Below are 15449 nucleotides of genomic sequence, written 5' to 3' on the forward strand. Positions count from 1 at the left end.
GCGTTTTCTGGCGGTCACCGGGCTATGAACGCGCCGTAACCCACCGATTCCGTGGCCTTGCCCGGTGGGTTACGGCGCGCGACACCACCAGCGAACATTGCGGACTCAGTGCAAGGCGCGCCTAACCCACCCTACGGCGGAACCCCGAGTCAAAACCTCGCCCCCGCCTATCCCGTATTCCGTTCGCCGCTGTCGTAGCCGGCGGGAGAGGGAGAGGTTTTGCGTCGACCTATCCCCAGAAGAAACCCCATCGATCAATACTTCTGACCCGAACACTTCTTGGTCTTGGTGTTGTAGTTGCCGCAATTGATCGGCGCCGTCCACTGGGCGATGATCGGCTTGCTTTCCGGCAGGTAATCCGACCAGGCATCGCCCTCGACCAAACTCTTGGTCTGCCATACCGTCTGGAACTGGCCGTCGTCCTGAATCTCTCCGATCAGCACGGGCTTGGTGATGTGGTGGTTCGGAAGCATCTTCGACGTCCCGCCGGTCAGGTTCGGCGCCTCGATGCCGATGATCGCCTTGCCCACCGCGTCGGTATCCGTCGTGCCCGCCTTTTCCACCGCCTTGACCCACATGTTGAAGCCGATGTAATGCGCTTCCATCGGGTCGTTGGTTACCCGGCTCCGGTTCTTGATGAACTGGTGCCATTTGGTGATGAACACGGCATTCTCGGGCGTATCGACGCTCATGAAATAGTTCCAGGCAGCGAGATGGCCGACCAGAGGCTTGGTGTCGATGCCGGACAGCTCCTCTTCGCCGACCGAGAACGCCACGACCGGAATCGACTCGGCCGAAATGCCCTGATTGCCCAGCTCCTTATAGAAAGGCACGTTGGCGTCGCCGTTGATGGTGGACACTACCGCCGTTTTCTTGCCCGCCGAACCGAACTTCTTGATGTCCGCGACGATGCTCTGCCAATCCGAATGGCCGAACGGCGTGTAATTGATCATGATGTCCTTGTCCTTCACGCCTTTCGATTTCAGATATGCCTCCAGAATCTTGTTGGTCGTTCTCGGATATACATAATCCGTGCCGGCCAGTACCCAGCGTTTGACCTTCAGATCCTTCATCAGATAGTCGACGGCGGGAATCGCCTGCTGGTTGGGCGCGGCGCCGGTATAGAACACGTTCTTCGACGATTCCTCACCCTCGTACTGAACCGGATAGAAGAGAAGGCCGTTCAATTCCTCCACCACCGGCAGCACCGATTTGCGGGACACCGAGGTCCAGCAGCCGAAGATGGCGGCGACCTTGTCCTTGGTCAGAAGCTCTCGCGTTTTTTCGGCGAACAGCGGCCAGTTCGAAGCGGGATCGACCACCACCGGCTCCAGTTTCTTGCCGAGCAGGCCGCCTTTCTTGTTCTGCTCGTCGATCAGCATCAGCATGGTGTCCTTCAACGTGGTTTCGCTGATCGCCATGGTGCCGGAGAGCGAGTGGAGAATGCCCACCTTGATCGTGTCTTCGGCGCGCGCCTCCGCACCAAAAAGGAGCATGGCCGCCGACAGAGCCAAACAGAACTGTCGTAAGGATCTTGCATAATCAGGCATGAATAGTTACCTCTCGAGTAATTGATGGAGTGTCTAGGAGTGATCAGATCTGCAACTGGAAGCCCAGCTTGATCGAGCTGACGTCGTCGCCCGCGGCGGTCGAGGTGTAATCCAGCCCCTTGGTGAGCAGATCGCCGTACTCGTACATCAGCATGATCTTGGCGTTGTGGCCGTCGATGATGTAATTGATGCCGGCTTCGTAAACGTCGCGGCTGGCGCTTTTGATCGGATCGACGTTGACATAGCGGACGTAAGGCTGGAATTGACCGACCCACACCTTTTGCGGAAGCAGGTACATGGCGCTTACGTCGTAGGCGTTGCCCTCGAACATGGCGAAGCCGCCGCCCGCGAGCCTGGACGCCATGCCGTAGCCCTTGATGCCGTAGTTCTTGTATTCGCCATTGACGGTCACCACGCCCATATCGCCCAACGGCTTCTCGAACAGAACGTCGACCGCGGTGCCGCGGAAATTGCCCGGATCGCTCCGCGTCCCGGCGCCGTCTTCCTGATACTGGTTGGAAACGCCCAAGGTCAGGATGTCGCCGCCCTGGCCGTAGTAGGTTCCGCTGGTGTAGTAACCGGGGTTCTTTTCCACGTCGAGGAAGTTGTAGGCGACGCGCTGGGCGTAGAGGATGTTGTCGTCGACGTTGGCGCCGTTGCGGAGCCCACGAAAAAAGCCCGCCGCGTATTGCAGGCGGCCGTCGAAGAAGGAACCCCAGATGGTGGCGCCGTCGTCGCGGCCGAAGGAGCCGGCGGACGTACCGTCGGATCGGATCGTCGTGTTGAAGTCCGCCGGCTCGAAGGGCGTGCCGGCGCCGAAGATGTTGTACACGGCGCTGAAGAACGGTCCGTTCATTTCGCGGCGCTCGGCGGGCACCAGCATGCGGCCCATCCAGATATTGAACATGGGATCGAATTCGAATTTGCCGATGGCGTCGAGAATGCGCATCTCGCCGCCGTCGCCGCAGGTCTGGCAATCGGTGTTGAACTCAATCTTGAAATACTTGTGAATCTGGCCGTTCAGGTACAAACGGATATTGTCCAGATTGAAATCGTTCGACCATTTGCCCGCATTGGCGGCTTCCTCGGTAGCGGTAAAGCTCGTTCTGAGGCCGGCGCCTATGCTCACCCACTTGGTATCGTCGATTTTGAACGTCGCTCCCCCAAGCGACACGGGTGCGTACGCCGTCGTCAGCGCCGCCAAGGCGGCGGGCAAAAGCGCAATCCGCAAGCCGCGGCGATCCGCTTGCGTCGCGCATGTTGTTCGATTCTTCATGACTTGAAACCCCCTGATCGTTGAAGTCGGTCCGCGGGCGGTCCGCGCCACCGGTCGTTTCCGGTGTAGTCGCGAGCCGCCCGGATGTCCGCGCCCCGTCGGCGAAGGCCTTTCATCGGGCGCGGCAAATATCCTTATCGGTTGAATCCGAAGAGCTGTTCACGGAGTCGGCCGTTGCGGCTAACTCGTTGTCGGCACGGGGGTAATTAGATTTCCGGGGGGTATATGTCACAATCAGTCAAATGACGTATCCCGGAGCGGGGGGTATCGGCTTAGAGTCTCGGCAGCGCACTCGCGGCCGGTTACAGGCGACTTGGAGGGTGTGTAAGCAGTGGCGAACAACCCGGAACGCCAAGATCGGAAAGGGCGGCTTCGGCGCTCCAATCGCAAACGGTCATCCCAGGAGCGCTGGGATGGCCGTTTGCGATTGGGAAGGGATTCCCGACCTACAAGGTGCACGATTGTAGGTCGGCAATCCTTTGCCGACGAAGACGCTCGGCTGGGGTGTAGCGTCGGGAAGGGGGGCTTCGGCGCTCCCGAAGACGCCGTTTGCGATTGGGAGGGATTCCCGACCTACAAGGGCTACGGTCGTAGGTCGGCAACCCTTTGCCGACGTTAGGTGCCGGGCCGCTCAGAGAACTCGAACCGGCTTGGCCGCCGACGCCGTAAGCACTCTTAATCTTATGAAAACAATATGCGTATTCCGTTTCTGATCGTTTCTATGAGCCTGCTCGCCGGCTGCTCCATCGGCTTGAAACCCCAGGGCACTCCGCTCCGGCCCGAATCGGTGGGCGAGATTCTGTTCCGCGTGGCGCCGGACAATCTGGACGAGGAGCAAACCGCAGCCATGGCCGAACGGATCAGCATGAATCTGAGTTCCTGGGGATATCCGGTGGAGCCGGGCCTGGACGAGAGCGGCGAAACCGGCGCCACTCACGAGATGGAAGCACGGGTTGGCAGGATCGAGAACAAGAGCACGCCCACCGGGTTCTCGTTCAGCATCGGCAATTCCGACCCGCGCGCGCTCGATTTTCAAAAGGCGGACGTGTTGCCGGTAACCTGTACGCTCAAATCCACCGCGCGTTCGTCCGAAACCGTAAGCCTCTTCATGGATTTCATCGCCGACGAGAAAATCAAGAATCCGAACCGCATCAAGAGCGATCCGGCATTGCTGGAAACTTACGAGAATCACATCGGAACGGTCTGCTTCAATCTTCTCGACAAGCTGAAGGTGCCGAGAAAAAAAGCAGCCTCGTCGACCAGCACCAGCACCTGGATGCCCGAGATACGCATCGAAGTCACGGAAAAACCGGCGAAGTCCGAAAGCGGCGCCTCGACCGGCGCGCTTCCCGTTCTCCCCGTGGAAACGGATAGGCCCACGAATCCGGACGCGCGGAACTCCGAAGACGGCCAATCGAACCCGCCCGAAGAGCCGCCGGTAACAACTGAAACCAACACCGATACGGAGGAAGGTCGCAAGCGGATCATCATTCACAATCGCGGCAACCCGGTGATCCTCGACTTCGGCTTCGAGCGGAAATAGGCCTGACGCCGGCTTCCTGCCGCCACCCGCCCTTTTAGCGTGCAATCTTGCGGTCTTCGCCCCAAATCGGGGCGGCGACCGTTCAGCAACACCCTCTTCTTCTGCCTTCTCCCTGTAGTCAACTCAACGGCACGTGATTTGCTCACCTTGTTGAATTCGAGCGACAAATTGGAATTGCACTCGGCATAAAAACAACAAGATCAGACAAGAGGCAAACCATCGCTTTGGAAGGATTGAGCCGTCAGGCCATCGTAAAGATACGGCGCGACTATAACGCCTGGGTCGCGAACGAGACCCTGGAAGACTATGCGCTTCGGTTCGCGCCGCGGTCGTTTCGGAAGTGGTCCGAGTTCCGGGTGGCGAACACCGCCTTCGGCTCGATTTCGTTTCTGGTTCTGGAAGCCATCGGCGGTTTTCTCGCGATCAACTACGGATTCGTCAACGCCTGCTGGGCCATCATCGCGGTGGGCCTCGTCGTTTTCCTCACCGGGCTCCCGATCAGCTACTACGCCGCCAAACACAACATCGACATGGACTTGCTGACCCGCGGCGCCGGGTTCGGCTATATCGGCTCGACCCTGACCTCGCTGATCTACGCCTCCTTCACCTTCACCCTATTCGCGCTGGAAGCGTCCATCATGTCGCTGGCGCTGGAACTGTACTTCGACATTCCCATCGCCGCAGCGCATGTCGTCAGCGCCCTCTCGGTCATTCCGCTCGTCACCTTCGGCGTCACCACCATCAGCCGGCTTCAGCTCTGGACCCAACCGTTGTGGATCGTGCTGCTTGTCGCACCCTACGCGGCCGTCATCTGGCGCGAACCAGAGGCTCTGACCGAACTCGCCCTGTTCCCCGGAAGCGAGAATCGCGGCGCGCAGTTCGACTGGATACTGTTCGGAACGGCCGCGACCATGGCCTTTTCCATGGTGGCCCAAATCGGCGAGCAAGTGGACTTTCTACGGTTTCTGCCGGAAAAGAATCATCGCAACCGATATCGGTGGTGGGCGGCCACCATTATCGCCGGCCCCGGATGGATCTTTTTGGGCATGGCCCGGCAACTGGGCGGCGCTTTCCTGGCGTATCTGGCGCTCAAGCACGGCATCGCCGGCGAGCGGGCGCACGAACCCACCCAGATGTATCGGGTGGCCTACGGCTACCTGTTCGACGACGGCAGGCTGGCGCTCGCGGCAACGGTACTGTTCGTGGTCGTATCGCAACTCAAGATCAATGTCACCAATGCTTACGCGGGCTCGCTGGCCTGGTCGAATTTCTTCTCGCGGCTGACCCACAGCCATCCCGGTCGAGTGGTCTGGCTGGTCTTCAATGTGATGATCGCCCTGCTCCTCATGGAGCTCGGCGTTTTCGGCGCGCTCGAGCGGGTCCTCGGCCTGTTTTCGAACGTCGCCATCGCCTGGATCGGCGCCCTGGTGGCCGATCTGGTGATCAACAAGCCGCTGGGCCTGAGTCCGCCTTTCGTCGAATTCAAGCGAGCGTACCTGCCGGACATCAACCCGGTCGGCGTACTGTCCACGCTCGGTGCTTCGGCGATTTCGACCGCAGCCTACACGGGGTTGTTCGGGGCGCTGCCGCAAGCATTTTCGGCCTTCATCGCTTTGGCGACCGCTTTTCTGCTGACGCCGGTCATCGCTTGGCTGACCCGAGGCCGCCACTATCTGGCGAGAGACCGCAACGACTGGGGCTCGACCACGCCCCATGCCAAATGCTGCATTTGCGAAAACGATTTCGAACTGGAAGACAAGGCGTACTGCCCGGCCTATCAGGGAACGATCTGCTCGCTCTGCTGCACCCTGGATGCCCGTTGCCTGGACACCTGCAAACCGAACGCGCGGCTCAAGGACCAGCTCGAACGGGCCAGCCGCCGCTGGCTGCCCTCGTGCCTGTCGCCGCAATTCAGGCTGCGCCTGATTCAGTTCGCTCTCGTTTACCTGCTGCTCGCCGCGCTCACCGGCGTCTTCGTAGGTGTGATCTATTACCAGGATATCCTGGCAGCCGCTTCCGGGGACGAGGCTTTATCTCAAGCGCTGTTCGCCAATTTCCTCAAGGTCTATTCGGCGCTGCTGGTTTTCCTGGGCCTCGCCGCGTGGTGGATCGTGCTCAACAACGAAAGCCGTCAGGTGGCGCAGGAGGAATCCGGGAAACAAACCGCCCTGCTGCTCAAGGAAATCGAGGAACATCGCAAAACCGACAGCATGCTCCAGAAAACGAGGGAGGCCGCCGACCGCGCCAATCAGGCCAAGAGCCGCTTCGTAAGCGACATGAGCCACGAGATTCGAACGCCATTGAACAGCATACTCGGGTACGCCCAGATCCTGCGCAAAGATCCGAGCATCCCGGCCCATCGCCGGGAGGCGGTGGAGATCATTCAGCGCAGCGGGGAACACCTTTCTTCCCTGATCGAAGACATTCTCGACATCGCCCGCATCGAGGCGCGCAAGATCGAGCTGCGGCACGGGGCTATCGATTTTCCCGCGTTCATCGAGCAATTGGTGCGCATGTTCCGGCCGCAGGCGGAAGCGAAAGGACTGACCTTCCGTTGCCAGATCGTCGATGTGCTGCCGCGCCGGATTCGCGGCGACGAAAAGCGAGTGGGCCAGATTCTCATCAATCTGCTGAGCAACGCCGTGAAGTTCACCCAGGAGGGCGGAATCGTTTTCCGTGTAGGCTACAGCGGAGAAATCGCACGGTTCCAGGTGACGGACACCGGAGAAGGCATATCGCAGGACCAGATCGAAACCATCTTCCTGCCCTTCCGGCGCCTGCCCAGAGCCCGCGGCAACGCCATTCCGGGCAGCGGTCTCGGACTCACCATCAGCAAGATGCTCACGCAAATCATGGGCGGCGAACTGACGGTGGAGAGCGAGCCTCAAAAGGGTTCCACGTTTGCCGTCCGGCTTTTCCTTCCCAGCCTGCGCAGCGCGGAAGAGGTTCTGGATGAAGGCGACATCGTGGGTTACCGCGGTCCGCGCCGCAAGATCCTGGTGGTCGACGACCAACCCGAGCATCGCGGCATTCTGACCTCGGCGCTAACCCCCTTGGGGTTCGTTCTCGAGGAAGCGGGTTCCGGCGAAGAATGCCTGGCGAAGGCCAGGGAATGGAATCCGGACCTGATTCTGCTGGACATCATCATGCCCGGAACGACCGGCATCGAAGCGGCGGCCAGCCTGCGCCAGACCGGATGCAAGACCCCCATCATCGTCGTCAGCGCCAATGCCTACCAAAGCGACCGCCGTTCGGCCAGCGCCGCCGGCTGCGACGATTTCCTGGCCAAGCCGATTCAGATCGAAGAACTCCTGCGCAAACTCAAACTGCATTTGAGTCTCGACTGGCTCTATCGGGGAGAGGATACGGAGCAAATCGAAACCGCCCCCGACACCGCGCAGCCGATGTTAAGGCCGCCGCCCGACTGCCTCGAAGAACTGGCCGCATTCGCCCGCATCGGCGATCTTCGGGGCCTTGCGGACCGCCTGGACACGCTGGCCGGAAGCGATGCCGGCTACATCCCGTTCGCCGAGCATCTCCAGGCGCTTTCGCGGGAGTTCCGTCTCGGCGACATCAAGAAAACACTCAGCGAGGTCTAAGATGAGCTTAAAACGTCAATACCGCCAAGGCACGGTAATGATCGTGGACGACGTACCGGCCAATCTCGCCCTGCTTTCCGACGCCCTGGACGAAGCTGGCTATCGCGTACTGGTTGCGACCGACGGCGCTTCCGCCCTGGAGCAGCTTCGCTACGCCGAACCCGACGTCATATTGATGGACGCGGTCATGCCGGGCATGGACGGTTTCGAAACCTGCCGCCACCTAAAGGCGAATCCCGCGACCCGCTCCATTCCCATCATTTTCATGACCGGACTCGGCGAGCTGAACGATTTGCTCCGGGGTTTTCGCGAAGGCGCCGTGGATTATCTGGTCAAGCCGATCCGCCATGAGGAGGTTCTGGCCCGGGTCGAAGCACATCTGGCCCAGTCGCGGATGGTGTTCCGCGCGGAAGAAGCCCTGGAGCGCAGCGGATTCGCGACGATCAGCATCGATGCCGCCGGGCGGATCATCTGGCTGACATCCTCGGCCGTCCGCTGGCTGGCGGCGTTCTCGGGAATCAAGGTGTTCGATTTCGAGACCTCAGCCTGCTTTTTGCCCAAGACACTTCTGGATTGGGCTTTGGCCCGTATCGCTCCGGGCGGAACCACGGAACACGAGTTGTTCACGCTTCATCGCGACGGCAAGAAATTCACCGCGAAGCTCGCCCCATGCGAAAGCGGACGCGAATACCTGCTGCTATTGCAGGAATTTTCCGGCGACTGGAACTTGGAGTCCTTGCGGGACGAACTCGGACTTACCTTCCGCGAAGCGGAAATCCTCATGTGGATCGCCCGCGGCAAAACCAACCGCGAGGTCGGGACTATCCTCGGCAGCAGTCCCCGGACGGTCAACAAACATCTGGAGCACATTTTCGAAAAGCTGGGCGTCGGCACCCGCGCCGCCGCGGTCGCCGTCGTCATGCAGCGCATGAGGACGGGAGCCGAAGCGGCTTGACCGAGGCACCCGGTAGGTCGGGAATCCCTTGCCGACGCCATCTCCCGGCCGGGCGGTTTCGTCGGCAAAGGATTGCCGACCTACGACCGTACCGCCGTAGGTCGCGAATCCTTTCGCGACGCCGTGCTCCGACCGTGCGTCTGCATCGGCAAAGGATTGCCGACCTTATATCTCGATTCTGGATTCCACAAGAGGCAGAATCTCCGACTGATCATCGGACCCAGACGCTGGGCAAGACGTTGCCGACCTTGGGCCTGAAGCCCGCGCCGTAGATCGTCCCCCAGCGTCCCTTCCTCGCCATAGAGTTCGAACGGTATCGTAGGGCTGCCTTGGGCAACACCCTGGATGGATAAGGCTGAACCCGGCAGGAGCGGTTTCGATCGGTCAGCACTTTGCCCCATCGTCAACGCAGACCAAGGAGACCCTATGACGTTCAGCCCCATCGGGATCGACATCGCCAAAGCCAAGTTCGACGCCGCCGCGCTACGCAACGGCAAGTACAAAACCAAGGTCTTCCAGAACACGCCCGAAGGGTTTAAGGCGTTCCTGGCCTGGCTGCAAGCCTTCCCAACGCCCCACGTATGCCTGGAGGCCACCGGCCGCTATGGTGAGGGCTTGGCCCTGTTCCTGGTCGACCACGGCCTCGCCGTCAGCGTGGTCAACCCCGCCCAAATCCACGCCTTCGGCCAAGCCGAACTGAGCCGCACCAAGACCGATAAAAGCGATGCCAAGCGCATCGCCCGCTTCTGTCTCAGCCAACGGCCGCTGCTCTGGCAGCCGCCTCCGCCGGCCGTGCGCCCATTACAAGCCTTAGTGCGTCGGCTCGAGAGCCTCCTCGAGATGCGGCAGATGGAAAAAAACCGCCTGGACGGGGCCGACCCCACCGTACGCCCCTCCATCGAAGCCGTGCTCGCCACCCTCGACGCCGAGATCGCCGCTACCCAACAACGCATCCGCGAGCACATCGACCACGATCCGGACCTCCGCCAACGGCGTGACCTGCTCGACACCATCCCCGGTTTCGGCGACGCCACCATCCCGGTGCTGCTGGCCGCCCTGGGCGACGTTCACCGCTTCGAAAACGCGCGCAGCGTCGCCGCCTTTGCGGGCCTCTCGCCCAAAGAGCACCAGTCCGGGAAGTGGAAAGGCCACACCCGCCTGTCCAAGACCGGCGATGCCTTGCTCCGCAAGGCCCTTTACATGCCGGCCATCGTCGCCCGGCGCCATAACCCACTGATCCGGGCCTTCTGCGAGCGCCTTAAAGCCCAAGGCAAGAACGGCAAACTCATCGTCGGCGCCGCCATGCGCAAGCTCCTCGTCCTGGCCTACGGCGTCCTTAAGTCCGGCCGACCGTTCGATCCCAATCATGGGCTTGCATCGTGATTTCTAAGACGGTATCTACGAAGGCTGTCGCCGATAAATTGAACTCGTTGGTCCATGGCACAGGTCTCTTTCCACGGCATCGGCGTTTCCTCCTCGCCAATACCTTAATGGATGTAAACCATGTGCCCGGTCCATTTTGTATCTGCGTACGTCCTGCGTAACAAACCGAGGTAACGAAAACAGCCAAACCACACCGCTCTATCGGGTTTCCGTGGTTCCGCTCCCGGCGAAGCCATGCGCCGACCCCGCCACCGGTATTTCGCGGATATCCGCATCCAGGCGGCGCGCCTCTTCGATCCGCGCCCTCGCCTCACGGGTGTCCAGGCGCACGCCGTACGCCACGTAGGCGAGGTCGGAAAGCGGCGCGCGGCTCCCCTGAAAGAAAGGCCATTGCTTGTTCTTGCGGTAGAAGGTTTCCACAAAACTGGTGATGGCCAAGAGCGAAGCATTCCCCTGCGGATCGGAAGCGATCCACGGACCGCCGGAATCGCCGCGCGTAGGCATGGGCTCGTCGACCGAATAAGCCCCTTGAGCATCCAATCGGTTGACCGCCAGCAGGGTGGAAAGCGAAGACACCGATGATTCCTTGGATTCGAACTGCGCCCGGAACTGCAGGTGAAGTATGGGATCCAGATCCTCGTATCGCTTCGGCACGAACTCATAGAAACTGCTCGTCAAATCGAAGACGCGCTTCTCGGCACAGCGGGGACCATCGATTTCCGTTTCCCGGTAACCATAACCGAAGCCACAGATCAGGGCCTTATCGGGAGTATTCCCGGTCGTGATCGGCAATGGCCGCAGCGCGTCCCCGACATCCGCGTCGAAAATCAGAATGGCGATATCCTCGGCGATGTTCTCCTGCACGACGCCGAAATTCGGATACACCGCCGCGCGCAGCCTGGCATTCGATACCGTTGCGGAAGGAGCGGCCTGCAAGCGGACCGCCGGCAATTTAAGCGGTCCCTCCAGACGTACGTCGCGCAGACAATGCGCAGCCGTGATCAAAGTCAGCGGGCGCGTGCCGAGTACCGCGGAACTGCAAGCACCGTTCCCACTTTTCCAGACCCGCCGGTACTCATCCCAGTGATGTAGTTCGATCGTCAGCGGCAGGGTCGATTCCCGGCCGATCGGCAACGGTTCGCCGTGGATGAGCGCAAAGACGCGCCCGGCCGACAGAACGGCCACAATAACCGCAAACACCAGCACAACGATGTTCATGCAGACTGTCCTGTGATCTCTCCCTATTTCTCTGACAGCGCAATTCAGCACTGATTCTGCCCGGATCATCCGTTCGCATCCAATCCTCTTCCCGGGCCCGATCAGGCCGTCACATTTCAATGGTAGCGATACTGCACAGCGGGGGAAGTTTCAATGGGAAAACAAGCTTTCGAAAATGCGGTTGAGTTAAGGAAGCTCTGATTAAGTCCTTCGACAGGCGCAGGACGAACGGTAACGTATTGGTTCCGTTCGCGGTGAGCCCTTCGGCTTCGCTCAGGACAGGCCCTTCGACTCGGCTCAGGACAGGCTTGTCGAACGCTCTCCTGAGCCTGCCCTGAGCCTGTCGAAGGGGCATGAACGGATTCCACTTGTTCAGAGCTTCCTTAAAACATCAATCTCTCTATCACGAGTATGAGAGTGGACCGGCAGAGGGAATCAATTCGGATGCCTTGAGTTACGGAAGGTGTAATGCCGTATGGGATATAAAACCCGCCCGTGAACCTCAAACCAGTTCGACCTTCAGCCAGCCGGGTCGATGCTCGTCGAATGCCTGATAGGCTTCGATGACTGAAGTCAAAGGCTCGGTTTGGGTCAGGATCTCGGTCGGATCGATGACTCCGCTCCGAACCAGGTCGATCAGCATGGGAATGTACTGGCGATGATTGCAGTTCCCCATCTTCAGGGTGAGATTCTTGTTCATCGCCATGCCGATCGGGAAGAAACGGTCGGATGGCGGATAAACGCCGATGATCGACAATGTTCCGGCCTTGGCCAGAGCCTGAACGGCCCAGGTCAAAACCAGGGACGGGCTGTCGCCGTGATGCCAGCGAATCCCGGCCTGCTGGGCTTCCGGCGCGATTTCGTTCAGTTCCTGGTCGAACTGGGCCTTTTGCTCATCGGCCTTTTGCGCGGCCGGCCCATGATGGGGACGCTCGGCATCCACGCCCACCGCATCGATGGCGCGGTCCACGCCAATCCCGCCGGTCAGATCGCGGATAGTCTGCACCGGATCTTCGAGATCGAAATTGATGACCTCCGCACCCTGATTGCGTGCCATCTCGAGACGAGAGGGTTCGTTGTCCACGGCCAGGACCCGGCCGGCGCCCTGAAGCTTGGCGCAAGTGATTGAGAATTGCCCGACCGGTCCGCACCCGAAGACGGCTACGGTATCGCCGGGTTTGATCTCCGCCAGTTCCGCGCCGAAGTACGCCGTCGGCAGAATGTCCGAGATGAGTATGGCCTCATCGTCGGTGATGTCGTCCGGCAGCTTGACCAGCCCGACATTGGCGAACGGGATGCGCGCCTTTTCCGCCTGCAATCCGTTCAGGCCGCCGGCGATCGCCGGACCGCCGAAAAAGGTCGTGCCGCCCAGAAGACCGTTGGGATTGGCGTTGTCGCACTGGGCGTAGTAGCCCGCTCGGCAATAGGAGCAATAGCCGCAGGCAACGGTCGACGGCACCACCACCCGATCGCCTTCCCTGAGATTCCGAACGTTCGATCCCAGAGATTCGACGACGCCGACGGCCTCGTGTCCCAGTACGGTGCCGGGTTTGAGCCCGCCCAAGGTGCCGCGCACCATGTGCAGATCGGTTCCGCAAATCGCGCTGGCGGTGATTCGCAAAATAGCGTCTGTAGGATCTTCGATATGCGGCTCGGGGATATCTTCCAGACGAATATCGCCGATTCCGTGAAAAACGACTCCCTTCATTTTTGCCTCCGGTCTTCACCTGGTGGTTTCGGGGCGCCGCGCCAAATCCCAGCGCCCGATCGGGACTCTTCCCCTGGCCTAAAAGCCTGTTTTCCCCGCGAAATACCCGCCCGTTGATTTTTGGTTTGATGCTCGCGCTTCGCCGCAGTTCCCGCCGACTTGCGCCGCCGAGACATTCGCACAGATCGGGCGGCAAATGAATCGAAACCTCCCTAACGCTTGGAAGTCGGCGCCCCGGCCGGTTTCGCGCAGGGGCCGGCGTGATCGAGCTGAACCTGGGCGCGGCGGCGTGCGCAATCGTTGCTGTAGGTTTCGCCGTCGCATCCGCAGACGGGATTGTGCTCGGTCGTGCAGATTTCGGGCGGAACCTCGCAGGTTCCCGATATGCTGGTCGAACCGCATGCATTGGGAGTTCCGATCTCGCAGTATTGGCCGGGCGGACACCGTGCCCCTGTCGTTCCGCCGCAGGCTTGGCCGGTCACCGGCGCCGGGGATTCCATCAGGTAGAATTCGCTCGCGATAAGGGACTTGCTCGTACCGGCCGGGCCGGTCACGGCCTGATGAGTGCCGGCCACCAGTATGCTCCCCTGCTTGAGAGCCTGATATCCGGCATTGACCTTCTCCGGATCGGCGGCGGATGCGAGCAGGTCGACCTCGGCAATCAGAGCCTTGGTCAGCGTATTCAGCCGCTCTTCCTCGATGTGCTCGCAGGGCTCGGTCGGACAAGGGCCATCGACATCCCTCACCCGGTACAGAGCGCCCGCGGGAGATGCCCGTGCCTGGGCCCGCCATGTTTCGTGCACGACCAGAACGCTGTCTTCTCTGTTGGAATCGGTCGCACGCCTCTCGAGAATTCCGCGCACCAGCCCGCGCCCCAAAACGAACTCCTTCTTGAAGTCCTCGTTTTGTTGCGGCACGCCGCCCGTCTCGGAAAAGTCTATCGCGCCGACATAGCATTCCCGGCGCCAAATCCCGTCGGCGCAGCGCGTTCGCGGTTTGTTGACTTCCTTAACGAAAACCTTGTCGCACGTTGGTGCAACGCACTGTCTTGGATCTTGGCGAGCAACCTTGAAGTAGCGGCCTTCGTCTCCATAGATCGGACTGCTTTCCCAGAGACCTATGATCGTCAGCCATAGAGCCAGCTCTTTGATCATTCCTGATCCTCCTTCCGTTCGATTCGATGTCCGCGATACCGATCGTATCAAGGCATCGAGGAAATATCACGACCCCGGAAGGAAGCCGCAAGAAGGCACGATAAACCGGGACAAAAGAAAGGTGTCGCCATTCCCGGCGGCACCCGGTCCAGAGAGGGAGGGGAGAGAATCGGAGATGCTGAATGGTGCGGTCCGATGAGTGGATGTTGATTGGTGGCATCCTGCCGATCACTCACCGGCCGCCGAAACATAAATTGCAATTCATATGCCATGAGCAACGCCAGTTATTGCAGCACTTACCGAAACGCGCGTGGATAAAGGGCGTGAGATGCCTCAGGGAGATGATGGAATTGCCATAGCCTACATTTTCGCCGCGATTGGGGTCGAAAACGCTATCGGAATGACCGTGCTGCGTCGCTAGTGCACGACGGGCGCTATGCCCTGCCCGAGCGTCCGGCCGAGCCGCCGCAGCATTTCTTGTATTTTTTACCGCTGCCGCAGGGACACGGCGCATTGCGAAGGATTTCGCCCTTGTGGGCGATTTTGCCGTGATAATTGATGGTGCCGTCCAGATAGACCCATCGTCCCGCCACCCGGTGAAACCGGCTGACTTCATGGATCAGATAGGTGTCGTCTCCCAACTCGAACTGGGCTTTGAATTCCACGACGCCTCTATCGTCGTTTTCGCCGCCACCTATGGTTCCGACGATCTCTAGACGGGACCAGGTGCGGGTGTCGCCTTCGAAGTCCAAAGACGCCGGCCGCTTGCCGGGGTCCCAGCTCTCCCTGAGATAATCGGCATCGCGCAGCTGGAACGCGGTAAAACGCGAGCGCATCAAGGCTTCAGCAGTGAGCGCAGGAGATTGTCCCGCCAGATAAGGGCCGCAACATTGATCGAAAGGTTTTTCAGAGCCGCAGGGGCAAGTCATAGGGGTATTCACAGGATTCTGCAGAGTGCGGGTTGATCGGCTGAAAGTCGACGAGCGGTGCGCCGAAGTTCGTTTCGGCTCGAATTGTCGAGGGCCGATTCTAACACGGGGACCGTATTACGGCCCGTTCCCCC

10 protein-coding genes are annotated in these 15449 nt (G+C 60.3%); 4 read left to right on the forward strand and 6 right to left on the reverse strand.

Annotation, left to right across the window (positions count from 1 at the left end):
- Positions 1-254: 254 nt before the first annotated feature.
- The gene (gene urtA / locus ACR2R1_RS10185; RefSeq protein WP_434114224.1) at positions 255-1496 is read right to left on the reverse strand and encodes an urea ABC transporter substrate-binding protein; all 1242 of its coding nucleotides are present in this window, start codon (positions 1494-1496) and stop codon (positions 255-257) included.
- 97 nt (positions 1497-1593) lie between these two features.
- Positions 1594-2826, reverse strand: coding sequence for a hypothetical protein (locus ACR2R1_RS10190; protein ID WP_434114000.1), 1233 nt, complete (start codon positions 2824-2826; stop codon positions 1594-1596).
- A 694-nt stretch (positions 2827-3520) separates the two neighbouring features.
- On the opposite strand from ACR2R1_RS10190, the gene ACR2R1_RS10195 reads away from it, so the two are divergent.
- The 4 genes from ACR2R1_RS10195 (at position 3521) to ACR2R1_RS10210 (ending at position 10306) form a co-directional block, all read left to right on the forward strand.
- Positions 3521-4369 (forward strand): hypothetical protein, encoded by an 849-nt coding sequence (locus ACR2R1_RS10195; protein ID WP_156880731.1) that lies wholly within the window; start codon positions 3521-3523, stop codon positions 4367-4369.
- A 224-nt stretch (positions 4370-4593) separates the two neighbouring features.
- Complete coding sequence (locus ACR2R1_RS10200; protein ID WP_086132809.1) at positions 4594-7968, forward strand: response regulator; 3375 nt, start codon at positions 4594-4596, stop codon at positions 7966-7968.
- A gap of 1 nt (position 7969) precedes the next feature.
- A complete protein-coding gene (locus tag ACR2R1_RS10205) occupies positions 7970-8923 on the forward strand; it encodes a response regulator transcription factor (RefSeq protein WP_077731663.1) in 954 nt (317 codons plus the stop codon).
- Between the two features lie 426 nt (positions 8924-9349).
- Positions 9350-10306, forward strand: coding sequence for an IS110 family transposase (locus tag ACR2R1_RS10210; RefSeq protein ID WP_434112109.1), 957 nt, complete (start codon positions 9350-9352; stop codon positions 10304-10306).
- 198 nt (positions 10307-10504) lie between these two features.
- On the opposite strand, the gene ACR2R1_RS10215 is transcribed toward ACR2R1_RS10210, so the two are convergent.
- From ACR2R1_RS10215 to ACR2R1_RS10230, 4 genes are all read right to left on the reverse strand, one after another.
- Positions 10505-11524: a hypothetical protein gene (locus ACR2R1_RS10215; RefSeq protein ID WP_347258314.1), complete on the reverse strand. Its 1020-nt coding sequence runs from the start codon at positions 11522-11524 to the stop codon at positions 10505-10507.
- Between the two features lie 502 nt (positions 11525-12026).
- Positions 12027-13232 carry a zinc-dependent alcohol dehydrogenase gene (locus tag ACR2R1_RS10220; RefSeq protein ID WP_077731660.1) on the reverse strand — a complete coding sequence of 402 codons (1206 nt, stop codon included), beginning with the start codon at positions 13230-13232 and terminating at the stop codon, positions 12027-12029.
- Positions 13233-13444: 212 nt separating this feature from the next.
- On the reverse strand, positions 13445-14386 hold the full coding sequence (locus ACR2R1_RS10225) for a Kazal-type serine protease inhibitor family protein (protein ID WP_077731659.1): 942 nt from the start codon (positions 14384-14386) through the stop codon (positions 13445-13447).
- 434 nt (positions 14387-14820) lie between these two features.
- A complete protein-coding gene (locus ACR2R1_RS10230; RefSeq protein WP_434114004.1) occupies positions 14821-15315 on the reverse strand; it encodes a YchJ family protein in 495 nt (164 codons plus the stop codon).
- Between the last annotated feature and the right edge of the window lie 134 nt (positions 15316-15449).

The organism is Methylocaldum sp. GT1TLB, from assembly GCF_051027445.1.
In the GTDB taxonomy this organism is placed as follows: domain Bacteria; phylum Pseudomonadota; class Gammaproteobacteria; order Methylococcales; family Methylococcaceae; genus Methylocaldum.

What these genes read in the sequence shown, in the direction of transcription:
- urtA (WP_434114224.1), bottom strand. Translation starts at nt 1,496, where the DNA reads ATGCTCCTTTTTGGTGCGGAGGCGCGCGCCGAAGACACGATCAAGGTG.
- ACR2R1_RS10190 (WP_434114000.1), bottom strand. Translation starts at nt 2,826, where the DNA reads ATGAAGAATCGAACAACATGCGCGACGCAAGCGGATCGCCGCGGCTTG.
- ACR2R1_RS10195 (WP_156880731.1), top strand. Translation starts at nt 3,521, where the DNA reads ATGCGTATTCCGTTTCTGATCGTTTCTATGAGCCTGCTCGCCGGCTGC.
- ACR2R1_RS10205 (WP_077731663.1), top strand. Translation starts at nt 7,970, where the DNA reads ATGAGCTTAAAACGTCAATACCGCCAAGGCACGGTAATGATCGTGGAC.
- ACR2R1_RS10210 (WP_434112109.1), top strand. Translation starts at nt 9,350, where the DNA reads ATGACGTTCAGCCCCATCGGGATCGACATCGCCAAAGCCAAGTTCGAC.
- ACR2R1_RS10215 (WP_347258314.1), bottom strand. Translation starts at nt 11,524, where the DNA reads ATGAACATCGTTGTGCTGGTGTTTGCGGTTATTGTGGCCGTTCTGTCG.
- ACR2R1_RS10220 (WP_077731660.1), bottom strand. Translation starts at nt 13,232, where the DNA reads ATGAAGGGAGTCGTTTTTCACGGAATCGGCGATATTCGTCTGGAAGAT.
- ACR2R1_RS10225 (WP_077731659.1), bottom strand. Translation starts at nt 14,386, where the DNA reads ATGATCAAAGAGCTGGCTCTATGGCTGACGATCATAGGTCTCTGGGAA.
- ACR2R1_RS10230 (WP_434114004.1), bottom strand. Translation starts at nt 15,315, where the DNA reads ATGACTTGCCCCTGCGGCTCTGAAAAACCTTTCGATCAATGTTGCGGC.